The sequence below is a fragment of the Exiguobacterium sp. s43 genome (assembly GCF_018617255.1).
Taxonomy (GTDB): Bacteria; Bacillota; Bacilli; order Exiguobacteriales; family Exiguobacteriaceae; genus Exiguobacterium; species Exiguobacterium profundum.
In genome coordinates this window covers 22,136-44,807 of sequence record NZ_JACSJT010000002.1, presented here as the reverse complement: position 1 = coordinate 44,807, position 22,672 = coordinate 22,136, and the positions used below count along the sequence as shown (strand labels likewise).

Genomic DNA, 22,672 nt, shown 5'->3' with positions numbered 1-22,672 from the left:
GTGAGAAAGGGGAGTTTACGTCGTTAAATTGTTGAAGTGCGCCACACGGTTACGTCCCGCGTATTTCCCACCGACATATAGCGCACGGTCCGCGTTTCGAATCGTATCGTCTAATCGCTTATTTCCAAACGCATCGATTGTATCGATCCCGATGGACGCAGTCACAGAAATCTCATGATGATCGACAAGGAACGGTTTCGCTTCGATTTGCTGGCGAATTCTTTCTGCAATGTCAACGGCTTGAGACATGTCACAATGATTGAGAAGCAAGATAAACTCTTCCCCACCATAACGGGCGGCAAAGTCATCAGCGCGAAGGGCTTGCCGGATACGTCGACCAAATTCCTGCAACACTTGGTCACCGACTTGATGGCCATACGTATCATTGATTTTTTTAAAGAAATCGATGTCGAGCATGGCGACCGAGATCGGATACATCGAGATGTCGGATATTTGTTGAATCCCGTATTCGTAGAAGGCGCGGGCATTGGCGAGGAGAGTCAAACTATCCGTCCGGCTCTCGGTATACAGACGATCTCGTTCATGACAACGGCTGATGGTCCGGTTGAACGACTTGAGCAACTTGAGGATTTCTTGTTGGATAATCTTCGGATACCCATATACAGGTTCTCCTGTCATCACGATCCATGTTCGGATTCCCTCGATTTCTTCCGAACGAATTGAGACGAAGCTATGGTAGTCGTCATGGAAAGCGTCAGACAATGAAGCATCCCACTCAAATCGCATCTCGTAGTCAAGGACAGGCTCGACAGGTTGACTGATATCCAGTAGCGCAAATACGATGGGGCGATCAATCGGTTGACGTGTCTTCAAGTCGAAATAGAGTGTGCGATTGAATAGCTTGAACTCGATATATCCTTCATCGTAATGGTTCAATTGTTCGCATTGACTTAAAAAGACTTCAATGGCTTGCGCTTCGCTCTGAGACAAAGAGACGGCTTCTTTCGCTTCGTCGTACTGTTCAATCAGAGATTTATACGCATCCTGTCGTCCCTTTTGAATGAGAAGTCGTTTGATGAAGAAGGTCAGTGCTGCCGCGATACTGCTCACGACAAGTAAATTCGTCTCTCGGAAGAATGCTGCGGCTAAGATGAAAATCAAACTGACGACGTATGTGTAGAAGGCGATCTTCAAAAAGTCACTCAACCCGATATCAACGCGGAACCACCATCTCACCTGATACTTTTGGAAAATGGTGTTTAAGAAGATGGCAAGAAATAACCCGGCAAGCGGGATGAATGATTCTTTCGAATAGAAATCGATTCCAGTCTCCCCACCGAGGGCGAGATAGACGGTAGCGGGAATGACAATTTCTAAGTATGCCGTAATGGCGTTCCACGGATAGGTGAAGCGAAAACGGCGTATGGCGACTTTTGGTCTCAAATTGGCGAATTGAAAGACGAATAATCCAATCTGGTTGACGATGAGTGCTGTTTCAAATCCAAAGAATAGAAAAAGAATTAATACGATACTCTCAGAGAATGTGAAGTACACACCTTTGACTTCGATTGAATCGAGTTGAAAGATGATGACGAGTAATGAGATTAAAATAAAGGACAACGGATCAATGGTCGGGGCGTGCAGCACATCCAATGCAAATAATCCGATGGTGAAGCAGAACAAAACACTCCATATACTCCAACCGAGCATGGACATCTTGCGAAAGTGGTTCATGTGTTCCCTCCTAGCATGGGACATTTCAAGATATAATAGTAAAGATTCGTCATGATTTCGTGCGAGTCCTGCCTTTCTTTTATCATGCTTGAATTCTAGCATTGAGTATACAGGGAATATCCTCTATAATGAAGTTGCTTTTCAACCGCATAGACGAAAGTCGATGAAAAAGAGAGTAACGATGGTTTAGTCAACAAAGCGACCTGGGGATTGGTGAGAGCCTGGGCTGACAAACGTCGCGAAACGCACTTTTGAGATGCTATCCGAAACGAGAGTAGGCATAGCCGGAGGGAACCGTTATCACCATAAAGCGGTCTGCATCATGCAGGCAAGAAGAGTGGTACCGCGGGAATTCCCGTCTCTTTGCATCTATGCAAAGGGCGTTTTTTTTATGAGTTGTTATTGAAGAAGGAGGACATACAGATGAGTTATGAACGCAAATATGCAGAAGCACTATCCCGTGTCATCGGTGAAGAACTCACGATTGACCAAATTGAAGCATTGATTGAGAAGCCAAAACACGAGGCGCACGGTGACCTCGCGTTCCCGTGTTTCCAATTGGCGAAAGCTTACCGAAAAGCACCTGTCATGATTGCGACAGATATCGCAAATGAATTGAACGATGAATTGTTCACGAAAGTGGAGGCGGCGGGACCTTACGTCAACGTCTTCTTGAGCCGTGATGTCGTATCAAAAGAAATCATCAACACCGTGCTTGAGGAAAAATCGGAATATGCGACACACGAAGCACGCAATGAAACGATTGTGACGGACTTCTCGTCACCAAACATTGCGAAGCCGTTCTCGATGGGTCACTTGCGTTCGACGGTGATTGGGAATGCGATCAACCAAATCGCACGTAAAAACGGATATGACGTCGTCGGCGTCAACCACCTTGGGGACTGGGGCACTCAGTTCGGGAAATTGATGGTCGCCTACAAGAAGTGGGGCGATGAGGAAGCGGTACGCGCCAATCCAATCGCAGAACTCTTGAAATTATACGTCCATTTCCACGAAGAGGCGAAGACACAACCAGAACTCGAAGACGAAGGCCGTGCTTGGTTCAAAAAGCTTGAAGATGGTGATGCGGAAGCGACAGAGCTTTGGCAGTGGTTCCGTGACGAGTCGCTCAAAGAGTTCCAGAAAGTATATGACCTTCTTGGAGTGAAATTCGAAAGCTTCAACGGGGAAGCGTTCTATAACGATAAAATGGGACGCGTCGTCGAGATGCTAGAAGCGAAAAACCTCTTAGTGGAAAGTGAAGGGGCGATGGTCGTCTCGCTCGAAGAGGAGAACTTGCCACCTTGCTTGATCAAGAAAAAAGATGGCGCGACGTTGTACGCGACACGTGATTTGGCAGCGGCAATCTATCGTTACGAGACGTACAACTTCGTTCAAGCGAACTATGTCGTCGGTGGCGAACAGGCGCTCCATTTCAAACAACTCTTCTCGGTCCTTCGTAAGCTTGGATATGACTTTGTTGATGGCATGCATCACGTGCCGTTCGGCTTGATCTTGCAAGAAGGGAAGAAGATGTCGACACGTAAAGGGCGCATCGTTCTTCTTGAGGAAGTCTTGAAAGAGGCTATCGAGAAAGCGCAGGCGAACATCGAGCAGAAGAACCCGGATCTTGCGAACGCACAAGACGTTGCCCGCATGGTCGGTGTCGGCGCGGTCGTCTTCCACGATTTGAAAAACGAACGCATCAACAACATCGAGTTCGATCTCGACAGCATGCTCAAGTTCGAAGGGGAGACAGGACCTTACGTTCAATACACGAACGCTCGTGCGAACTCACTCCTTCGTAAAGGAAACTATGACGGGTCACCATTCACTGGTGCAGACGATGACTACTCATGGGGTGTCGTCACGATGCTCAATGCGTTCCCACACGTCATCACGCGTGCGCATGAACGCCGCGAACCATCAATCATCAGCCGCTATGTACTCGACCTCGCGCAAGCGTTCAACAAGTACTACGGTCACGTCCGCGTCCTAGAAGAAGATGCGAGCAAACAATCGCGTCTCGCTCTCGTCAAGGCAGTGACGCTCGTATTGACAGAAGGGCTCCGTTTACTCGGTGTCGAAGCTCCGGAAGAAATGTAAGACAGACGAAAGGACCTCAAAAAAATTGAGGTCCTTTTTTGTATTCATGCTTTCATCCGCGTGACCGTTCGGGCTTCCGTGTCATATAGACACCATTCCCGATCGAAGATGACGGCGCCGACGTTAATGACATATCGTTTTTTCTTCAAATGGAACGGTGTCCCGAGTTCCCACGGCAGAGAGGTTCCCTTTCGGTAAATCCCGGGGATGTGACTGTGTCCGATGAAGACGAGTGGGTATTTTCCTTTCTCGACCATCGGTTCCCAGTCTTTATTCCACTTCACTTGATGTCCATGTAAAAAGCGTGCTTCCTCGAGAGTCGTCTGTTCCGGCAATAACGAAATCCGTGTTTTCACAGGATGGTCGATTACGAGCACCTCGTCGATTCGCTCTTCCTGATTGCCTCGTAGACTCGGGAATGTGAGTAACGCTTCATAATTTGGGTCGTACGTCACGACGTCTTCTACATGATGAAAGCGCTCGTGACGTCGTTTTTTGCCAACATGGCATTCGTAGAGGTCCCCGAGACAGAGAATATGCTCGGTTTCGCGACGAACGTCATCCAGGACGGCCTTTAAATCATCAAACGAACCGTGCGGGTCACTGATGATGGCGAGTTTCATCGGAAGTTCGTAAATTGGGCATCGACGGACAATTCAAGTTCACGTACGAGTTGCATGACGGCTTGAAGATCGTCACGCGACTTACCTGTCACGCGAATTTGGTCGTCCTGGATTTGCGATTTGACTTTTAGTTTTGATTCCTTGATGGCGTTGTTGATTTTCTTCGCGTCGTCTTTGTCGATGCCGCTTTTCAATTTCACACGTTGGCGAACCGTGCCGCCGAGTGCGTTCTCTACTTTTTGATAGTCGAGGTTTTTCGTCGGGACACCGCGTTTGATCAATTTCGTGATCAAGACGTCTTTTAATTGCTCGAGTTTATAGTCGTCATCCGAGATGAGGACGAGGTCGCCACTGTCGAGGGACATCTCACTCTTTGACCCTTTGAAGTCATAACGGTTCAAAATTTCCTTTTCCGCAATTTGGATTGCGTTCTTTACTTCTTCAAGATTCATTTCTGACACGATATCGAAAGAATTGTCTTTTGCCATGTTTCATCCATCCTTTGTGTGGTTTTGTTATAATGATAGCAGATTTGAAGCAGTGAAGGAGTGAAGAGATGGAACGTACAATGGATCAACACACACATGCAGACTTAGATCACGTTGCCTATCACGGGAAAGACCTAGGGGTGACGTTCAAAGGGGAACAGATTCGACTACGAGTTTGGTCTCCGGTAGCGGAACAGATGTCGGTCAAGTTGTATCGAACAGCCCGTGCCCGTAAGTTTGAACGACTCGAGCTCGAGCCGGCTGAGAAGGGGACGTGGGTGATCGAACTCGACCGTGCCTTATTCGAAGGTCAATTTTATGTATTTGAAGCGCTGATTGATGGGAAAAAAATAGAGTCGCTCGATCCGTATGCGAAAGTCGTCGGAGTGAATGGGAAACGAGGATGTCTGCTCGATCCGGCATCTTTGAACCCGGACCATTGGATCAAAGAACGTCCGCTATTCAATTCTTCACAAGAGGCGGTCATCTATGAGGCGCACGTCCGTGATTTGACGAGTCACCCAGAGAGTGGGGCGACGCACCGTGGGAAGTTCTTAGGGATGACCGAGACGGGTACGACCACCACGAGCGGTTACCCGACCGGACTCGATTATATTACCTCGCTTGGAATCACTCATCTCCAATTAATGCCGTTCTTTGACTACGGCTCGGTGAATGAGTCACGTGAAGGGGAAGACAATTATAACTGGGGTTACGATCCGGTTCATTACTTTGCGGTCGAAGGATCTTACGCCTCGTCGGCAGATGACCCGGCGACGCGAATTGTCGAATTGAAGGCACTGATTCAAGCGCTCCACGATCGAGGCATCCGGGTCATCATGGACGTTGTCTTCAACCACACGTATGATGCGTTGACAACACCGCTCGGGCAATTCGTCCCGGACTATTACTATCGCTTAAACGAAGACGGAACACTCGCGGATGGTTCGGCATGTGGGAATGACACGGCATCCGAGCGTGCGATGATGCGTAAGCTCATGGTCGAGTGTGTCACGTACTGGGCGAAAGAATTCATGATTGATGGGTTCCGCTTCGATTTGATGGGACTCCATGACGTCAAAACGATGAACCAGATTCGGAAAGCGCTCGACCGCGTCGACCCATCGATTCTTGTCATCGGGGAAGGGTGGGATTTGGATACACCGCTCCCGGTTCGTAAAAAAGCGAATCAGCATAATGCGCATAAGATGCCACGCATCGCCCAATTCAATGATGGGATTCGAGACGGTGTCCGAGGAGACGTCTTCATCGAAGACTTACCGGGCTGGGTGAGTGGAAACACGGATATGACAGCAGATGTGAAACGAGGGATTGCTGGTGGCATCACGAGCCAAAGTTTCGCTGATGAGCCGAACCAGGTCGTCAACTATGTAGAATGTCATGACAATTTGACGCTTTGGGACAAGTTATCCGTGACGAATCCGGAAGATGACGAGACGACACGTCGCCGTCGCCACCGTTTGGCGACGTCGATTGTGCTCCTAAGTCAAGGGATTCCATTCCTTCACAGTGGACAGGAATTTTTCCGGACAAAAGACGGGGATGAGAATAGCTTCAATTCAGGCGAAGTCATCAACCGTATGGACTGGAACCGGGCGGAGCAAGAAGCGCCAAGTGTGGAATATGTGAAAGGTCTCTTGCGTCTGCGTAAGCAATATCCGCTCTTCCGACTCGAAAACACGGAACAGATTCGCAAACACTTGCGTTTCTTTGATGAAGCAGAGGGTGTGATTGCCTTTGAATTGAGCCGTCATGTGGAAGGATATGTAGAACGACATATCGTCTACCACAACGCACTCGAGGAGGCGGTTGAGGTCAAACTTCCATCTGGCAAGTTCGAGGTGAACGTGGAGGACCATACCGTTAATCTGACGGCGCCACGTCAAGTCGAGGACCGTCATATGACGGTCGCTCCACTCTCGACACTAGTCGTAACCGAACGTCGCCCAGATTACAGCAAGTACGCTGTGGCCGGTGGTGCGGCCCTCGCTGTAATCGGTGGTCTCTGGTATGTATCGAGAAAGCGGAAACGCAAAGAGCAGTAACCAAAAAGGAGACGTTAATCCGTCTCCTTTGGTGTGTCTTCCTCTGTTTGAGATGCCTCGAGTTGCATCATTTTTTGAACGAGGATGTGTTTTGGCATATGCATCAGTTCCTCGAGGGGGACGTTTAATTTTTTTGCGAGTTCAACTGCGGTCTCTGGTGATAGTTGTAATGGACGCATGGAAGGTCTCCTTTCTAAACGATATGTCTTTACCGTCAGTATACAGGAAAATCGAAAATGTGTTGAATGAACACATTCAAAATCGAATTTCGTTTCGGTCGTTGCTAAGCTGAAACTAGGAAGTGATCAAATGTACAAACAAACAGCAGACTTTCAATTTCATCAAACGATCGAATGGCTAGAACGTGTAGGTGAAGGTTGGATGTTGTACTTGGCGCAAACTGGATTTTTGTTCTTTGACGAGTCGTCTCAAATTCGCTGGGAGATCGACTGGAAATGGACACCATGCGCCCTATATGTGGAGCCGAATGCAAGACGTGCCGTGGCATGGTTCCAGGAAAAAGGACTTTACGGAGTCATTGATTTACAACGAGGACAGATGGAGACGCATGCGATCCCTCAACGATTCAACGGAGACTGGTTTAGCAATTTGCACTATTGGCAAGGCGATGACATCTTCTTATATTCAGCCGAATCGGATGTCGTAGCCTTGAACCTCCATGATCATACGTTTCGATATAGCCGCTATGAAGAAGTCCCTGTCTTTGGGAACATCATCGAGCTAGCGTATCAAGGGACGTATGATTTTGAACGATTCACACCTGAAACGTGTGTGACATTGTTCGATGAACGAACTCATCATTTTTTAGTTGAAAATGTGAAGACGAAAGAAACCTGGCGCATTCCATACGAAGGAAACCGCGACACGGTCATTCTCGATCAAGTGGGAGAAACGACGGCGATCACATCGACAGAGTCGTTCCAACTGTTTCATCGAGAGGAAGAATTATTTTGCTCAAGCGTGTGTGCAGACACCCAATTATTGAAGGTAATGCTGTTAGATGAACGAGGGGATCGACTCGTCGTCTTGTCCGCACCACCTCGATTTTGTCATAGCTGGCTTCAAGTCTTTGAACGACAAGAGTCCTGAACCGAACCTAGGTTCAGGAATTTTTTGTGAAGTGATGATGAATGAATCGAGAAACGGGAAGTAGATGGATAGACAGGGAGGAGTGACATCAATGGAATGGTTAGGTAGGCAGTTGGTTCGTTTTCGGTATGGCGTATTACTCATATGGGCGATTTTACTCGCGGGTTCAGTTTATTTCGGGCTACAGCTCCCGGGTGAGTTGAGAGGAAACGGATTTGCCATTCAAGACGGACGTTTCCAACAGGTAGAAGATCAGTTGAATGAACGATTTGATCGAGCAGGTGCTTCAATGATCGTCTTATTTGAAGGAGGAAATCTGGAGGCGGTCATGGACGAACAACAAGACCGTTTTGAGGAAATTCCATCAATTGATGGCGTGATTACCCCGGCGGAGAATCCGGACGCGCGTTCAGGGGACGTATCCTATTTCGTGCTGGAATTCGAAGATTATGATGCGGCGGAATCCTCGATCGATGCCGTCCGAGACGCGCTCATCGTTGATACGGATACCGAAGTCCGCTTGACGGGAGAACCGGTCTTTGCGGATGACTTAAACGAAGCTTCGAAAAATGACTTGATTCGAGCGGAGTTGATTGGGATTCCGGTCGCGCTTCTCGTGTTGTTGCTTGTTTTCGGCACACCGCTCGCCGCGCTCATGCCGTTACTCGTCGGGTTGATTACCTTTATTGTCGCAGCGGGATCGCTATTCTTTTTTGCACAAAACATGGAATTATCTATCTTTGTTCTCAATGCCGTCGCCATGATTGCGATTGCGCTTGGGATTGATTTTTCACTGTTACTCGTCAATCGGTATCGGGAAGAGTTAACGCGCGGGCAATCGAGAGAAGAGGCGATTGTCCGGACGGTAGCGACGGCGGGACGCTCGATTCTCTTTTCAGGTCTATGTGTCTTTGTCGGATTAGCCGGACTCCTATTTATTCAAGTAGATGTCTTTCAGGCGGTCGCTCTCGGTGCCCTCATTGCCGTCGCGGGGGCCGTGCTATCTGCACTGACCTTGTTGCCGTCGTCGCTTTACTTAGTCGGTGACGCCTTGAATAAAGGACGAATCATCAAGACAGATGAGACGAAATCTGAAAAGCGCTGGCAAAAACTTGCTCGCTTCGTGATGAGGCGTCCGGTGACGATGACGCTCATTGCTTTGTTGATCCTGCTCCCGAGTCTTTGGTTCGTGCGCGACCTAGAGTTGAACATTCCGGACGCCGATGCGCTCCCTACCTCATATGAATCACGAGCGGCACTCGAACGATGGGACGATGTGTTTGGGGATAACTCGACCGATGCGGTCCTTCTGTTTGAAGCGAACGATTTGACCGATCCGATGATTTTAGAGGAATTGACGAGTCTCACAGATGAGTTAAACGAGGTCGATATTGTCGATAATGTCTCGACTTTCTTAACGACATCCGGATTGACGCCTGAGACGTTTACGCAACTCGCCGAAGCGGCGCCAGAACAACTCGCCCCACTTGAGCGACTTGTGACCCTTGATGGGAATACAGATTTGGCGCTCGTGAATGTCAGCTTCGATGTACCTCCGAGCGACAAAGAAGCGCAAGCATTCGTACGCGATTGGCGAGACAAAGGGTTTGAAGTCGGCGGACCGGCAGCCTTCAATGAAGAGATTTATGATGAGATTTATGACAGCATTCCCTATGCGGTCATCACCGTCATCTTGGCAACCTTCTTCATCCTCATGTGGGCGTTCCGATCCATCTTGATTCCAATCAAGGCGATTCTTATGAACGTGCTTGGTCTTGGGGCGACGTTCGGTTTACTCGTCATCATTTTTGAATCAGGTTATGTGTACGATGCAGAAACAATCAGTATTTTGACACCGGTGTTCATCTTCTCACTCGTCTTTGGATTGTCGATGGACTATGAGGTATTTCTCGTTTCGCGAATCGAGGAATATTACCGCGAGACGGGCGACAATGACTATGCGACGGAGATGGGGCTTGCGAAGACGAGTAAAATCATCACTTCAGCCGCCATCATTATGATCGTCGTGACGGGTGCGTTCGCCTTCACGGGTGTGAGCCCGATCAAACAGCTCGGCGTGGGGATTGCGCTCGCCATCTTCATTGATGCGACCATCATCCGGATCCTGCTCGTTCCGTCTCTCATGAAACTGTTCGGGGATTGGAACTGGTGGTGGTTCGGAAAGAAAGATTTACCGAAACGTAACATGCACTAAAGGTAAAATTCATGAACTGAATCAAAATGTGTGGTAAACTACGTACAAGATTACGCGCAATTTGAGAAAGGAAGGTCTTTATGGATACCGAGAGGACATGGCCTCTGTTCCAACTTCCGGACTTCTAGCGTTGACTGATCGCTTACACGTGTATCAATCAACAAACGGAAGATCGGAGATGGAACAGATGGAACCGCAGCTACGACTGAGGATCCTCCTCTCCGTCAAGAACGGGGAGGACAATCGGAATGAAACGAGTTGCTACCATAGTGCTCGGAACGCTGATCATGGCGTTCGGTTATTATTATTTGAATGAACAGTTTGGTTTGGCGGAAGGCGGGTTCGTCGGATTATCGCTACTCGGTCGTTATTTATTTGATATCGACCCGGCGATTTCGATGATCGTGCTCGACATCCCATTTTTTATCGTCGCTTTGTGGTGGAGAGGATGGCGTTTTGTCGGGCAAGCGGTACTAGCCGCTTCGTCCTTGTCGCTTAGTTATGCGATGTGGGACCGTCTCGACTTGCTCACGTTTGATATTCAAGTATGGCCGGCAACATTGTTTGCGGCCATCGCGAGTGGGATTGTGACCGGATATGGTCTCGGTCTTGTCTTGAAGTCAGGCGGGGCTACCGGGGGCGATGACTTATTCGCTCTTGGCTTATCGAAATGGACAGGTGTGTCGGTCGGTACGATTCTGATTATTTTTGATGTGATCGTCCTTGGGATTTCACTCATCTATTTACCATTATCGAACGCATTGTATACTCTCATCGCAGTATCGATTGCCGGAAGGGTCGTCACAAAGATGCTCGTCGTCGACGAACCGAAAGCGACACCCGTCGCACCAAATTGGACACCAAAAAACGATCTCGCATGAGATCGTTTTTTTATGAAGAGTGAGAGCGAGTTAGGTTGGCTTGAATCCCGATGGAAAAAAATTACTGTTAACAAATCGAGAGTGGTACAATGAACTATAGATTGAATTTCTGGTGGTGAGAAGATGAACCGTAACATCGTAAACTTGAGTATCCTCGCATTACTTATGGCAGTGATGGTAATGAATAACCTTGAAGGACTGCACACGCTCAAAACGATTGTGAACAGTCTGGCAATGCTGACGCTATCTGTCATTGGAATCATGTTCATAACGAACTATGCGAAAAATAAGAAACAAGCTATGTGATGAAATAGGTGGCTGGCGCAGCCTGTTTTCTTTTTCGCTTTTTGTGGTAAATCTCACAGCGCATGCTCTCACCATCCATTACACTAGTGGAGGAAGGAGTGATGGTTGATGAAATGGATGATTCCAACACAGCATGGGGCATGGTCGATGCTCATTTTACCGTTCGTTCTTGGAGGGACAGTCGGGGGATGGGTGTGGACACATGTGCCTTTTGCTATTGCATGGTTGTTTGTCTATATGGGGACATTCTTCTTATTCCAATACATCAAGCAACGAAAGAAATCGCGTGAGCTTTTACGCACCGTGATCATCTATCTGATGATTGCTACACTATCCATCATCCCAGTCTTATGGATGCAATGGAGTCTCATCTGGTTCGCTTTTGCAATGATTCCATTCGGTCTCGCAAACGCCTATTTTGCCAAAATCAAAGATGAGCGAAACGTATGGAATGACGTCAGTGCCGTCACTTCATTCTGTATTGGAGGAATGGCGAGTTATTACCACGGAGCACACGTCGTGGATGAAACAATTGCATGGGTATTCGTTTTGCCATACCTCTATTTCCTCGGAAGTATCTTTTTCGTCAAGACGATGATTCGGGAAAAGAAGAGCATCGCGTATCGTAACCTTTCGTGGGGGTATCATATGCTGTTAATCGTCGTGTTCATTGCGCTCGGTTATCCGCTGCTCGCTTTAGCATATGCCCCGAGTTTGATTCGTGCTATTTGGTTCTACGGCAAAAAAATCCCAATCATGAAGATTGGGATTGTCGAAATCGCAAACTCTGTATTTGTACTGGTGTGTCTCACGATGAATCTCTTAATTTAATTTGTGGTTGATGAGGTACTAGCGATAACGGCGGCAGTCGTGGCAGCGGTCGCCGCTTGTTGCATCGCCAATAAGTGGGCAAACGTACCGTGGAGCAATAAGTCGCTAGCCTCGTTTGTTATGCGTTCGGCCGCTACAAGTTGAAGTGCGATGAGCACGCTATGTGTGTTGAACCAACGCTGCTTGTCTTTTTCGGCCCCTACGATTTCCTGAATAGCATGAATCGCGCTCGTATTCGGTTCCGTGACAATGCTAAGTAGTGCGAGTGCGGGTAAGTGTTCGCGACGAATCGAGATGTGCACTTCATCTAATTGAGACTTCCATGTGAGCAATCGAGAGACTGCTTCTTCGGGTGAGGACTCGCTGAACGTCAAAAGGTGCGAGACGAGTTGCAGTTCGTTTGACTTCGGGAGCCGTCCCTTCAATAATGCATAATGTTGCTCGATGCGTTCGTTCAAATCAATGATATCGTCAAACGCTTGCACGAGCACGAGCGCCGATAATAAGTCTTCCTCGCTTGTCAACCAAGGGTGATGTCGTTTGAACGTTTGATATAGTTCGGTCGCCTCATCGAGCCGACGGTCGGGTTCCTCGACATTGATCAGTTGATTCGCTAAAAAGGGACGTAGTGAACTGAAGCGGAAGTGTTTCCGGTCGAGTAACGTATCGAGACGGAGCGCCTCGTCGATTGCGGTTCCGATGTCCTCATACTTGGCGTCGAGAAACGAGAGCCAGACGAGGTTTTGACTGCCTCGAAACTTCGAGAACATCTTCGTTTTTTGTTTTAATACATCGCGTGCGTTCGAAAATCGAGATGCCTCGAACGGGGTGTCGTGAATTGCGTAATGAACGGCCATCAAGCGTCGGAAATCATCTGTCAGTTCCCACTTTGTTGCCGTCTTGATGGCCTCTAGTGCTTCTACATATCGTTCATATCGTGTCATGTCGAATCGCCTCCTTGTCCAATCATACGAGCGGGGGCGATCAGATGTTTCAAAAAAAGCCGTCTCGGAAACATTTCCGGACGGCTTTTGATTATTGTACTTGTGTGTAGAGTTTTTGCATGTACTCGTTCACTTCATCGGCCGCTTGGAACATCATGAATGAGTGTTGCAAGATGATCTCTGGTGAGAAACCGAGGTCGAGGTCGAGTGTCGAGGCGAGTGTGACATCGCGATCGCTGTCGAGTACACAACGGAAGTATTTGAACTCCTGGTTGAACTCGTTCAAGGCATTAAGAATCGGTAAATCTTCTACGTAATCTGGGACGTGCGTGACGGTAGCAGCATACAACTCAGCATCTGTCGTCTTTTTGTTAAAAGCGATAATCATAACGGGCTGAGCCCCGGATTTTGTTGTTTCACGCGTCAAGAACGTGACGTGCGTTTCAGTGTCGCTCTCTTTGAACGTCATGTTGCGTTCAGCGGCGAGCGCTCTAAATGATTCTACTTTTTCTTCGAAGTTCACAAGGAAATCCCCCTTAGTAAGTCGTTACTCTAACTTTCTCCCATTTGGACAGGGAAAGCAAGGGGAACTAGCGTTTCATCAACATTTTAATGGCTTCTTCCACCGTTTCGGACGTATCTTCGCCATCTGCTTGAGCGGTGATGATACATTGTTCCAAGTTCTTAGCCACAATGATAGTCGAAGCGCGATCGAGTGCGGAACGTGCGGCACTTAATTGCGTCACGACATCGCGACATTCTTTTCCTTCCTCCATCATCCGGATGATGGCACGAATTTGTCCTTCCACTCGTTTCATGCGATTCAATACTTTTGCATCGTATACATACGGTTCCATATCATTCACCTCTATAGGAAAAATTGTTCAGTTACCCAACTATTTATTGTGTAGGCTCATCTTAATACATGGGGGAGTATGTGTCGAGCATCAACTATCCAAATGGATGATGTTGAAAAATTCGACATTTCGTCAAACTTATTTCTTGCAATTAAATACCTAAGGGGGTATATTAATGACGTGGAAGCGAAATGTTCAACAAATCACAAACTTGTTGAACGCCAGCAACCAAGCCGAATGGTATAAATCGAATTGAAAAAAGAAAGGTAGATCAACGATGAAAGCATCCGCTTTAAAACGTCAAATGGACTTTGAAGTGCCTGTAAATATCGTCGACGTCCGAGAACGTGACGAGTTTCAAGAAGCACATATTGAAGGCGCGAAAAACTATCCGTTATCCGAAATGACAGAGTGGATCGACACGCTCGATCCAGCTGAAGAATATGTCGTTCTTTGCCGCTCAGGTGCGCGTAGCACGCAAGCGACTTGGCAAATGGAGGCGAAAGGCTATAAAGTGGTCAATATAGAAGATGGCTTGATGAGTTGGCCAGGAGAAGTCGTCAGAGGAGGAAATGGACAATGAGTAAAAAAATCGTAATCGTCGGTGGGGTAGCAGGTGGTGCGTCTGCAGCTGCACGACTCCGTCGTTTGAATGAAGAGAATCAAATCGTCATGTTCGACCGTGGGGAGTACATCTCATTCGCGAACTGTGGTCTTCCATACTATATCGGGGATGTCATCCAAGACCGTCAAAAACTCCTTGTTCAAACCGTTGAAGGGATGAACAAGCGTTTCCAACTCGATATCCGCAATTTGACGGAAGTCATTAAAATTAACCGTGACGAGAAAACAGTGACGGTGAAACACGTTCAAACAGGCGAAACGTATGACGAGTCATACGACGTTCTCATTCTTTCTCCGGGAGCGAAACCGATTCGTCCAAACATCCCTGGAATCGACGAGGCAGAAGATATTTTCACGCTTCGCAACATTCCGGACACAGATAAAATCCGTGGCTACGTCGATGACAAGGCGCCGAAGCATGCGACCGTGATTGGTGGAGGCTTTATCGGGATTGAGATGGCAGAAAACTTACGTGAGCGTGGTGTTGAGGTGACGCTCGTTGAGATGGCAGACCAAGTCATGACGCCACTTGACCGTGAGATGGTGGCGCCAATTCATGAACACATGCGCTTGCATGGCGTCGAGCTTCAATTGTCTGATGGCGTTTCTTCGTTCTCAGAGCAAGGAAAGAAAGTTCATTTGACAAGCGGTCGTGTCATCGATACAGATATGGTCATCATGTCGATCGGTGTTACACCGGAATCGACGATTGCGCGTGAAGCAGGCCTTGAAACAGGTACGCGCGGTGCCATTCGCGTTAATGAAAAGATGCTCACATCAGACCCGAATATTTACGCGATCGGGGATGCGGTCGAAGTACTCGACTACGTCTTCAAAGAACCAACTGTCGTGCCACTCGCATGGCCAGCGAACCGTCAAGGCCGTCTCGTTGCCGATATCATTAACGGCCGTGACGTGAAATACAATGGAACGATGGGAACGGGAATCGCCAAAGTATTTGATATGACGGTCGCATCGACAGGATGGAATGAAAAACGGTTGAAGGCGGCTGGCAAGACGTATGAGGCTGTTCACGTACATCCAGGTTCGCATGCTGGTTATTATCCAGGATCGACACCTGTGTCGCTTAAACTCTTGTTCCACCCGACAACGGGTGAAATCTATGGTGCGCAAGGTGTCGGAATCAATGGAGTCGATAAACGCATCGACGTCATTGCGACAGCTATGAAGGGTGGTTTGACGGTCCTCGATCTACCTGACCTTGAGCTCAGTTATGCACCACCGTTCAGTTCTGCGAAAGATCCGGTCAATATGATCGGGTATGTCGCGTCGAACGTCGTCCTCGGTGACAATGAAGTCGTACATTGGGATGAAATCGATGAGCTCGTGGAAAACGGAGCGACGTTACTAGACGTTCGCGATGAATCGGAGCATGAACTCGGAAAGATTCCAGGATCAATCAATGTGCCACTCAACTCATTACGAGAAAACTTGGACAACTACGACCGGAATGAAACGATTTACGTGACGTGCCAAGTCGGTCTTCGTGGCTATCTCGCATCACGCATCTTACGTCAAAACGGCTTCAAGGTGAAAAACTTGAGCGGTGGCTACAAGACGTGGTCGCAAATCAATCGTGATTTCGAGGCGCTTGAAGAAGCGAACACATCAAATGAAACAGCGGCTACCGTTGTAGAAGAGGAGCCAACACAAATGACAAATGCACCAATCGGGGAAGCGGTCATGTTAGACACATGTGGTCTACAATGCCCGGGACCTATTTTAGAAGTAAATAAGAAAGTCGCAGAACTCGGGGAAGGCGAAACGCTCCGCGTTCTCGCAAGTGACCCAGGATTCTTCGCAGATATCGAAGCATGGGCGAAGAAGACAGGCAACAAACTCGTCTCGAAACAATTCGTTAACGGACGCGTTGAAGCCATCCTTCAAAAAGGACAAGGTCCGGCTGCACAACAAGCGGGCGCACCAGCAGGAGACGGTGCATCAATGGTCGTCTTCAGCGGAGACCTCGACCGCGCACTCGCATCCCTCATCATTGCGCAAGGTGCTGCCGCGATGGGGAAAGAAGTGACGATGTTCTTCACATTCTGGGGACTCAATGTCATCCGCAAACCGGACGCACCGGAAGTGAAAAAGCAAGGTCTTGAGAAAATGTTCGGCATGATGATGCCAGGACATGCAGGCGAATTGCCACTTTCGAACATGAACTTCGGTGGTGTTGGTCAAAAAATGATGAAGAAAGTCATGAGCGATAAGAACGTTCCTTCTGTCGAAGAAATGATTAAGTCAGCGCAAGAAGCAGGCGTGAAAATGGTAGCTTGCACGATGTCAATGGATGTCATGGGCATCAAAGAAGAAGAGTTGATTGACGGGGTCGACCTTGGTGGTGTGGCGGCTTATCTCGGCGCAGCAGAAGGCGGAAATTTAAACCTCTTTATCTAAATGAAATATAGAACGAGTCGGATTGCGATGCGCTCTCCGGCTCGTTTTTTTGCTTTTAGAAAGAACCGAGATGATGTTGAAAAAACGAATTAATATTGCAATTTTCGTATAATTTACCTATAATTCAAGTCATGTTAAGAAAGTTGACATGACTTTTTCTGTTGAGATTTTTAGAATGATGGAGGATTAGTATGGAGAAATTGGTAGAGAAACTCGTTTCGCAAGCAAACGATTTGTTGTGGTCGCAAGTGCTCATCGTTGTACTTGTTGCTTTAGGTCTTTATTTTACAGTTCGTATGGGCTTCGTTCAGTTCCGCATGATTCCTGAAATGTTCCGCCTCTTGTTCAAAGAGGGCACAGCACGTGAAAAAGGCCAAGTGTCTTCGTTCCAAGCTTTCGCAATCGGAACGGCAGCTCGTGTAGGGACAGGAAACATTGCCGGTGTGGCGACAGCGATTGCGCTAGGTGGCCCAGGAGCAGTTTTCTGGATGTGGCTCATTGCGTTGATTGGGGCAGCATCTGCATTCGTCGAAAGTACGTTGGCACAAGTGTACAAGATTCGTGATGGACGCACATGGCGTGGGGGACCTGCCTACTATATGGAGCGTGCGCTCGGCCAACGTTGGCTAGGTGTCTTGTTCGCGATTTTAATCACGTTCTCATTCGGATTCGCGTTCAACTCGGTACAGTCGAATACGATCTCACTCTCTGTGAGTAACCAGTTCGGGATCAGCACAACAGTCGTCGGGATTGTCCTTGCGATTGTGACGGCCATTGTCGTCTTCGGTGGGATCCAATCGATCGCACTCTTGTCGAGTATCATCGTACCGGTCATGGCAGGTGGCTACATCTTACTCGCGATTTGGATTATGGTGACGAACGTTTCCCTTCTACCAGACGTCTTCAGCCTCATCTTCTCAGAAGGAGTCCTCGGAATTGAGCAACTCTTCGGAGGGGCGATTGGCGCCATGGTACTTCAAGGGATTCGTCGAGGTCTCTTCTCGAACGAAGCGGGTATGGGTTCTGCACCGAACGCCGCTGCGACAGCGGAAGTATCGCACCCTGTCAAACAAGGATTGATTCAATCGTTTAGCGTATTTGTCGATACATTGCTCGTTTGTACATCGACAGCGATGATTATCTTGATTTCAGGCGTAGCCGGTTCAGAGTCGTTTGCGGGTGTCGAATTGACGCAAGCCGCGTTGACAGCAGAAATCGGTTCGGTCGCTACATCGTTCTTGACGATTGCGATTTTCCTATTTGCGTTCAGTTCGATTCTTGGAAACTATTACTACGGTGAGACGAACATCCAGTTCATCTCGGATAAGAAAATCTATGTCACGCTCTATCGCATCGGTGTTGTCGGCATGGTCTTGTTTGGTGCGGTCCGCTCTGCCGGCCTTGTTTGGTCGATTGCTGACGTGTTCATGGGTCTCATGGCACTCGTGAACTTATATGCCATCTTCCGCTTGGCGAAAGTGGCTCGCGCCGTTCTCGATGACTACTTGGCACAGCGACGCGAAGGAGAAGACCCAGTTTTCTATGTCGACTCGGTTGAAAATCTTCCTGGTCGTGAATACATCGAAGCTTGGGAAAGCGAAACAGAGGAACAACAAACAGGAACAAGTCGTTCTTGATATAAGGAACCGTCTACGAATTCAAGTAGGCGGTTTTTTTACATATATAAGACGGGTAATGTCATAAAAAGGGGGCGTTCATGTATGGAGACGACGCATTATGTACGTGTTTCCCCAGAAGTTTGGGTGTCATTTAATCAGGATCCGGAGATGATTTTAGACTGGTTGATTCATATGCATGAGCAATATCGGGATCGGGACGATACGCTGACGCTTCCGAATGTGGAACCGTTTCAACGCGTACTTAGTCAAATCGAGGTATATATCGACGGGGCCGACACGTATAACATGGAAATGGCGCTCGTCGGCGAAGAGTTGATTGTCAATGAGGCGCAGGCGGTCGTGGTCGGTATCTTGACCCCGCAGTTACTTCATATCGTCAAAGATACGTTGCATGCGTTCGGGCGAGATGATGTGAAAGACATGGCATTCGTTGCAAAAGATGAATTCGAGATGATTTGGGAAGATTGGACCCGGTTGCAACAGTTTTGTGAGATCGCTTCGTCCCAGGAAGAACTCGTCTTGATTTATTATGAATGAAAGTGAATTCCCATGGTATACTGTTAATAAATGGTATAAAGGGGATTTGCTCATGGATGTGTTCGGCACACTCATCTGGCTCGGGCTACTCACCAATCCGTTTCTTGCGTATCAAACGGGGTTCAAGTCGCTTTATCGCATCACACTTATCTCATTCGCTGTATTCTTGGTGACATGGGGGTATGCTGTCACGGTCGGGGTGGCATCTGTTTCATTTGACACGGCTTGGAACGTCCTTCTCATCGTATATGTTGGTCTTTTAGTATTGAATAGTTATTTGGTCAGCAAGCGGTTCGTTCCAAAAATGACATGGATTCGTTTTGTTGCAATCGCACTGATAGGCGTTGGTGTCAGTCAAGCGTGGTTGGGATTGAGTACAGGGGAGTGGACGACTTTATTCTTCATGGACGGGGATTTCTGGATGATGAGCGTCATCGTATCGCTACTCCTCCTACTTCTCGTCACACTGAAGACGTTAGATCATCAAATAGAAGCATGAAAAAAATCCCGAAACGAGTCACCTCGCTTCGGGATTTTGATTATTTCAACGCTGTCTCAAGTGCCTTGACGTTTTCACGCATCAAGTCGAAGTAGCTCTTATCCATCTGTTCTTTCGTGACCGATTCCAAGTTGTAGATCGTCACGCTCTCTGCACCGATCTCTTGTTTCACGACTTCGGCCACTTTTGGTGTGACCGTGTCTTCGAATGCGATATAGTTCAAGTCGTGGAGACGGGCTTCCTCGATGATCCGCTTGAGAGCTTGTTGTGACGGCTCTTCAGACGGTGTAAGTCCCGCGATTGGTAATTGGTCAAATCCGTAACGTTCAGCCAAATAACCATATGCGGCATGCGTCACGAGTAACTCGGATTTTGAACCGTTCTCGACGGCTGCCTTCAATTCCGCGTCGAGATCGTTTGCTTCGTCTTTGAAAGTGCTTAACCGTTCTGCGAACTCGTCTTTATAGTCGGGTGCTTCCTCACTGAATGCGGCTTCGACCGCTTCTGCCATTGATACAGCATTCATCGGGTCGAGCCAGACGTGGGGATCGTATTGACCGTGACTATGACCGTCTCCTTCTTCGTGAGCATGTTCATCTTCAGAATGTCCTTCTTCTTCATGAGCGTGGTCGTCTTCAGTATGTCCTTCCTCATCATGGACATGGACGGTATCCGCCGCATCAAGTAACTTCACGTTCTCGGCTGTTTTGACGAAGGCGACGTTCTGACCATCTAAACTCTTCTCCATAGACTCGACGTAAGGTTCAAGGTCATGACCAATCGTCAAAAAGAGGTCGGCTTCTGCGATTTGTGTCATTTGCTTTGAAGTTGGCTCATACGTATGCGGATCAGCCCCAGGTGGAATGACCATCTCCACGTGGACGCGGTCCCCACCGATTTCTTCGGCTAATGATTTTAATGCAAACGTTGAAGCGAAGACGGTCAGTTGACCATCTGTCGATTCAGATGCGTTATCTCCTTCGGTATTTCCACACGCACCAAGTAAAAGCGTACCGGCTGCGACTGCGCCTAACCAAGTTTTCTTCATCTTCCATCTTCCACCTTTCAAGTTATCTGAATATTAAATCGTAACTGTTACGTTTTATGACTGCGAGTAATATTATAGTGTGAGCTTCGGAGCACGTCAAGTCCGACTTCTGATGGATAGATTTTTGAAAAAAGCGGGAATATGATTAAAAAAAGGAACGAGGAGTGGATTGTATGAGAAAGGAGACTGCCTGGTTTGTCGGGGGTGCGGCGATTGCTGCGGCGACGGCAGCCGGGGCTAGCGTGTGGAGTCAATATGGGTCCCTTGTCAGATGGCAAGAACCCGAGTTGCCGATTCAACCGACAACACGCCGGCGCCACACGTACACGTATAAAATTGTTCACGATCGTCCGCTCCAATTTGATTTGTATCTCCCCCCTGGAGAAGGGCCGTTCCCCGTAGCGGTATATGCACATGGGGGAGCGTTCGTCAGAGGGAATCGGAGTATGGTGACCCTGTTTCATCCATTGCTTGACCACTTTTTGGGGAAAGGGATCGCTGTCGTCAGCATCGATTATCGCTTATTTGAAGACGGGGTGTACTTCCCCGATAATATTTTTGATGTCTCAGATGCACTGTGCTATTTGAAACAACATGAATCGTTATTGACGCTAGACACGAGTCAATTGCTCGTTTGGGGGGATTCAGCAGGCGCTGCGCTCATGCTTGCGACTGCGCTCGACCGTCATCGACAATTTGCAGGTGATTTGGGAGACGACCTCCCGACGATCAAAGGGGTCATCGCCTTGTATCCACCGACGAACTTTTTATTGTTCAAATTCATCCAGACGTGGCTCGCCCATTTAAAGTTCTATGAAGGAAGCCGCGAGGAATGGCGTGAGTTGATGGTAAAATGCTCCCCGGTCTCCCATCTATACGCCGATGCCCCGCCGATTTTACTGCTACACGGGAAGAAAGATCCGATTGTCCCGTTCGGCCAAGCGCTTCACTTCGTCGAACATGCGAGTGATGTCGGTGCGAACGTTCAACTCATTTCATTTCCAAATGGAACCCACTCGCTTGCGAGCTTCCTCCAATCGGATAATCCAATCAAAGAAGAGCAACTCATGGCCCGAATCAATCGTTTTATTGAAGAATGTCTCGGATGACGTTGCGATTTTTAAGGAAGATGGTACGATGGGGGATGATTGAAAGAGTAAGGAGTGGAAGTAGTGACAGAGTTATGTTTAGTCAGACACGGTCAGACCGATTGGAATCGTTTAGAAATTATTCAAGGGCGTGAAGATAACCCGTTGAATGCACTCGGACGTCAACAGGCAGAGGAGAGTGCAGCTTTTTTGAGTCAAGAGGAGTGGGACGTCATCGTATCGAGTCCCTTGTCACGTGCGGTTCACACCGCACAAGCAATCGCAACAGCGTGTGGCATCGAACATAAAGCGATTCTGCTAGATGAGCGTTTCATTGAACGTGAATTCGGAACGGCATCCGGGCAACCCGTGAAAGGAATTTACGAGGCGGTCCAAGCAGATGACCAGGAGCGGATTCCTGGTCTCGAAACAGAAGACGAGATGCGTAGCCGGGTCTTAGAAGGAATGAACCATTTGGTGGATACGTATCCAGGGAAGCGCATCGTTGTCGTCTGCCATTCCCATGCAATCAAAGCGGCGCTTTCTGCCATCGATGGGACATATACGTTCCGTCACGCCATGCGAAACGCCTGCTCGAACTATATCATCCATCAACAAGGTCAGTTTGAAGTGAAGGCGGTCAACGTGGCTGACCATATCACCGATCCGACCATTATGAAATGAGGAGAATGT

The 22,672-nt window shown here is 48.2% G+C and carries 22 protein-coding genes and 1 other annotated feature; of the genes, 14 read left to right on the top strand and 8 right to left on the bottom strand.

Annotation, left to right across the window (positions count from 1 at the left end; translation table 11 throughout):
• Nucleotides 1–15: 15 nt before the first annotated feature.
• A complete protein-coding gene (locus tag KNO79_RS10905) occupies nucleotides 16–1,695 on the bottom strand; it encodes a GGDEF domain-containing protein (RefSeq protein ID WP_074034910.1) in 1,680 nt (559 codons plus the stop codon).
• Nucleotides 1,696–1,849: 154 nt separating this feature from the next.
• Nucleotides 1,850–2,061, top strand: a binding site (T-box leader).
• Nucleotides 2,062–2,118: 57 nt separating this feature from the next.
• Here KNO79_RS10905 and argS point away from each other — a divergent pair.
• Nucleotides 2,119–3,801, top strand: a complete 1,683-nt coding sequence (gene argS / locus KNO79_RS10900) for an arginine--tRNA ligase (RefSeq protein ID WP_196430356.1) — start codon at nucleotides 2,119–2,121, stop codon at nucleotides 3,799–3,801.
• A gap of 44 nt (nucleotides 3,802–3,845) precedes the next feature.
• Here the strand turns inward: argS and KNO79_RS10895 are convergent, their stop codons facing one another.
• Entirely contained in the window at nucleotides 3,846–4,424 is a 579-nt protein-coding gene (locus KNO79_RS10895) for a metallophosphoesterase family protein (RefSeq protein ID WP_159563362.1), read from the bottom strand.
• Nucleotides 4,421–4,912: a YajQ family cyclic di-GMP-binding protein gene (locus tag KNO79_RS10890; RefSeq protein WP_074034908.1), complete on the bottom strand. Its 492-nt coding sequence runs from the start codon at nucleotides 4,910–4,912 to the stop codon at nucleotides 4,421–4,423. Before KNO79_RS10890 ends, KNO79_RS10895 begins: the two co-directional genes overlap by 4 nt.
• Nucleotides 4,913–4,980: 68 nt before the next feature.
• Here KNO79_RS10890 and pulA point away from each other — a divergent pair, with 68 nt between their 5' ends.
• Nucleotides 4,981–6,978, top strand: coding sequence for a type I pullulanase (gene pulA, locus KNO79_RS10885; protein ID WP_214691301.1), 1,998 nt, complete (start codon nucleotides 4,981–4,983; stop codon nucleotides 6,976–6,978).
• A gap of 14 nt (nucleotides 6,979–6,992) precedes the next feature.
• Here the strand turns inward: pulA and KNO79_RS10880 are convergent, their stop codons facing one another.
• On the bottom strand, nucleotides 6,993–7,157 hold the full coding sequence (locus KNO79_RS10880; RefSeq protein WP_074034904.1) for a YycC family protein: 165 nt from the start codon (nucleotides 7,155–7,157) through the stop codon (nucleotides 6,993–6,995).
• 130 nt (nucleotides 7,158–7,287) lie between these two features.
• On the opposite strand from KNO79_RS10880, the gene KNO79_RS10875 reads away from it, so the two are divergent.
• The 5 genes from KNO79_RS10875 (at nucleotide 7,288) to KNO79_RS10855 (ending at nucleotide 12,321) form a co-directional block, all read left to right on the top strand.
• On the top strand, nucleotides 7,288–8,088 hold the full coding sequence (locus tag KNO79_RS10875; RefSeq protein WP_159563364.1) for a hypothetical protein: 801 nt from the start codon (nucleotides 7,288–7,290) through the stop codon (nucleotides 8,086–8,088).
• Between the two features lie 91 nt (nucleotides 8,089–8,179).
• The gene (locus KNO79_RS10870) at nucleotides 8,180–10,303 is read left to right on the top strand and encodes an MMPL family transporter (RefSeq protein ID WP_214691300.1); all 2,124 of its coding nucleotides are present in this window, start codon (nucleotides 8,180–8,182) and stop codon (nucleotides 10,301–10,303) included.
• Nucleotides 10,304–10,551: 248 nt separating this feature from the next.
• Entirely contained in the window at nucleotides 10,552–11,184 is a 633-nt protein-coding gene (locus KNO79_RS10865; RefSeq protein WP_031424422.1) for a YitT family protein, read from the top strand.
• A gap of 123 nt (nucleotides 11,185–11,307) precedes the next feature.
• Nucleotides 11,308–11,490 carry a hypothetical protein gene (locus tag KNO79_RS10860; RefSeq protein WP_031424424.1) on the top strand — a complete coding sequence of 61 codons (183 nt, stop codon included), beginning with the start codon at nucleotides 11,308–11,310 and terminating at the stop codon, nucleotides 11,488–11,490.
• 108 nt (nucleotides 11,491–11,598) lie between these two features.
• On the top strand, nucleotides 11,599–12,321 hold the full coding sequence (locus tag KNO79_RS10855) for a YwiC-like family protein (protein ID WP_214691299.1): 723 nt from the start codon (nucleotides 11,599–11,601) through the stop codon (nucleotides 12,319–12,321).
• On the opposite strand, the gene KNO79_RS10850 is transcribed toward KNO79_RS10855, so the two are convergent.
• The 3 genes from KNO79_RS10850 to KNO79_RS10840 all read right to left on the bottom strand — a co-directional run bounded on the left by KNO79_RS10850 (nucleotide 12,318) and on the right by KNO79_RS10840 (nucleotide 14,122).
• Nucleotides 12,318–13,265: a DUF4003 domain-containing protein gene (locus KNO79_RS10850; RefSeq protein ID WP_159563367.1), complete on the bottom strand. Its 948-nt coding sequence runs from the start codon at nucleotides 13,263–13,265 to the stop codon at nucleotides 12,318–12,320. The genes KNO79_RS10855 and KNO79_RS10850 overlap by 4 nt on opposite strands.
• Before the next feature lie 91 nt (nucleotides 13,266–13,356).
• Nucleotides 13,357–13,788 (bottom strand): type III secretion system chaperone family protein, encoded by a 432-nt coding sequence (locus KNO79_RS10845; protein WP_015880528.1) that lies wholly within the window; start codon nucleotides 13,786–13,788, stop codon nucleotides 13,357–13,359.
• A 67-nt stretch (nucleotides 13,789–13,855) separates the two neighbouring features.
• Nucleotides 13,856–14,122, bottom strand: a complete 267-nt coding sequence (locus tag KNO79_RS10840) for a metal-sensitive transcriptional regulator (RefSeq protein ID WP_015880529.1) — start codon at nucleotides 14,120–14,122, stop codon at nucleotides 13,856–13,858.
• A gap of 277 nt (nucleotides 14,123–14,399) precedes the next feature.
• Here KNO79_RS10840 and KNO79_RS10835 point away from each other — a divergent pair, with 277 nt between their 5' ends.
• From KNO79_RS10835 to KNO79_RS10815, 5 genes are all read left to right on the top strand, one after another.
• On the top strand, nucleotides 14,400–14,705 hold the full coding sequence (locus KNO79_RS10835) for a rhodanese-like domain-containing protein (protein ID WP_015880530.1): 306 nt from the start codon (nucleotides 14,400–14,402) through the stop codon (nucleotides 14,703–14,705).
• Nucleotides 14,702–17,167 (top strand): CoA-disulfide reductase, encoded by a 2,466-nt coding sequence (locus KNO79_RS10830; protein WP_214691298.1) that lies wholly within the window; start codon nucleotides 14,702–14,704, stop codon nucleotides 17,165–17,167. Before KNO79_RS10835 ends, KNO79_RS10830 begins: the two co-directional genes overlap by 4 nt.
• 191 nt (nucleotides 17,168–17,358) lie before the next feature.
• The gene (locus tag KNO79_RS10825) at nucleotides 17,359–18,804 is read left to right on the top strand and encodes an alanine/glycine:cation symporter family protein (RefSeq protein WP_159563369.1); all 1,446 of its coding nucleotides are present in this window, start codon (nucleotides 17,359–17,361) and stop codon (nucleotides 18,802–18,804) included.
• 84 nt (nucleotides 18,805–18,888) lie between these two features.
• A complete protein-coding gene (locus tag KNO79_RS10820; RefSeq protein ID WP_031424431.1) occupies nucleotides 18,889–19,344 on the top strand; it encodes a hypothetical protein in 456 nt (151 codons plus the stop codon).
• Nucleotides 19,345–19,396: 52 nt separating this feature from the next.
• Nucleotides 19,397–19,843 carry a hypothetical protein gene (locus KNO79_RS10815; protein ID WP_214691297.1) on the top strand — a complete coding sequence of 149 codons (447 nt, stop codon included), beginning with the start codon at nucleotides 19,397–19,399 and terminating at the stop codon, nucleotides 19,841–19,843.
• Between the two features lie 40 nt (nucleotides 19,844–19,883).
• Here KNO79_RS10815 and KNO79_RS10810 read toward each other — a convergent pair whose 3' ends face one another.
• Nucleotides 19,884–20,891: a metal ABC transporter solute-binding protein, Zn/Mn family gene (locus KNO79_RS10810; protein ID WP_214691296.1), complete on the bottom strand. Its 1,008-nt coding sequence runs from the start codon at nucleotides 20,889–20,891 to the stop codon at nucleotides 19,884–19,886.
• A 173-nt stretch (nucleotides 20,892–21,064) separates the two neighbouring features.
• On the opposite strand from KNO79_RS10810, the gene KNO79_RS10805 reads away from it, so the two are divergent.
• Both KNO79_RS10805 and KNO79_RS10800 read left to right on the top strand, forming a co-directional pair.
• Nucleotides 21,065–22,000: an alpha/beta hydrolase gene (locus KNO79_RS10805; protein ID WP_074034886.1), complete on the top strand. Its 936-nt coding sequence runs from the start codon at nucleotides 21,065–21,067 to the stop codon at nucleotides 21,998–22,000.
• Between the two features lie 63 nt (nucleotides 22,001–22,063).
• The gene (locus tag KNO79_RS10800; protein ID WP_159563373.1) at nucleotides 22,064–22,663 is read left to right on the top strand and encodes a histidine phosphatase family protein; all 600 of its coding nucleotides are present in this window, start codon (nucleotides 22,064–22,066) and stop codon (nucleotides 22,661–22,663) included.
• Nucleotides 22,664–22,672 lie beyond the last annotated feature (9 nt).

Coding starts and splice junctions, on each gene's coding strand:
- KNO79_RS10840 (WP_015880529.1), bottom strand. CDS start 14,122: ATGGAACCGTATGTATACGATGCAAAAGTATTGAATCGCATGAAACGA.
- KNO79_RS10875 (WP_159563364.1), top strand. CDS start 7,288: ATGTACAAACAAACAGCAGACTTTCAATTTCATCAAACGATCGAATGG.
- KNO79_RS10850 (WP_159563367.1), bottom strand. CDS start 13,265: ATGACACGATATGAACGATATGTAGAAGCACTAGAGGCCATCAAGACG.
- KNO79_RS10880 (WP_074034904.1), bottom strand. CDS start 7,157: ATGCGTCCATTACAACTATCACCAGAGACCGCAGTTGAACTCGCAAAA.
- KNO79_RS10810 (WP_214691296.1), bottom strand. CDS start 20,891: ATGAAGAAAACTTGGTTAGGCGCAGTCGCAGCCGGTACGCTTTTACTT.
- KNO79_RS10870 (WP_214691300.1), top strand. CDS start 8,180: ATGGAATGGTTAGGTAGGCAGTTGGTTCGTTTTCGGTATGGCGTATTA.
- KNO79_RS10825 (WP_159563369.1), top strand. CDS start 17,359: ATGGAGAAATTGGTAGAGAAACTCGTTTCGCAAGCAAACGATTTGTTG.
- KNO79_RS10895 (WP_159563362.1), bottom strand. CDS start 4,424: ATGAAACTCGCCATCATCAGTGACCCGCACGGTTCGTTTGATGATTTA.
- KNO79_RS10905 (WP_074034910.1), bottom strand. CDS start 1,695: ATGAACCACTTTCGCAAGATGTCCATGCTCGGTTGGAGTATATGGAGT.
- KNO79_RS10890 (WP_074034908.1), bottom strand. CDS start 4,912: ATGGCAAAAGACAATTCTTTCGATATCGTGTCAGAAATGAATCTTGAA.
- KNO79_RS10805 (WP_074034886.1), top strand. CDS start 21,065: ATGAGAAAGGAGACTGCCTGGTTTGTCGGGGGTGCGGCGATTGCTGCG.
- KNO79_RS10860 (WP_031424424.1), top strand. CDS start 11,308: ATGAACCGTAACATCGTAAACTTGAGTATCCTCGCATTACTTATGGCA.
- KNO79_RS10835 (WP_015880530.1), top strand. CDS start 14,400: ATGAAAGCATCCGCTTTAAAACGTCAAATGGACTTTGAAGTGCCTGTA.
- KNO79_RS10815 (WP_214691297.1), top strand. CDS start 19,397: ATGGATGTGTTCGGCACACTCATCTGGCTCGGGCTACTCACCAATCCG.
- argS (WP_196430356.1), top strand. CDS start 2,119: ATGAGTTATGAACGCAAATATGCAGAAGCACTATCCCGTGTCATCGGT.
- KNO79_RS10820 (WP_031424431.1), top strand. CDS start 18,889: ATGGAGACGACGCATTATGTACGTGTTTCCCCAGAAGTTTGGGTGTCA.
- pulA (WP_214691301.1), top strand. CDS start 4,981: ATGGAACGTACAATGGATCAACACACACATGCAGACTTAGATCACGTT.
- KNO79_RS10830 (WP_214691298.1), top strand. CDS start 14,702: ATGAGTAAAAAAATCGTAATCGTCGGTGGGGTAGCAGGTGGTGCGTCT.
- KNO79_RS10855 (WP_214691299.1), top strand. CDS start 11,599: ATGAAATGGATGATTCCAACACAGCATGGGGCATGGTCGATGCTCATT.
- KNO79_RS10865 (WP_031424422.1), top strand. CDS start 10,552: ATGAAACGAGTTGCTACCATAGTGCTCGGAACGCTGATCATGGCGTTC.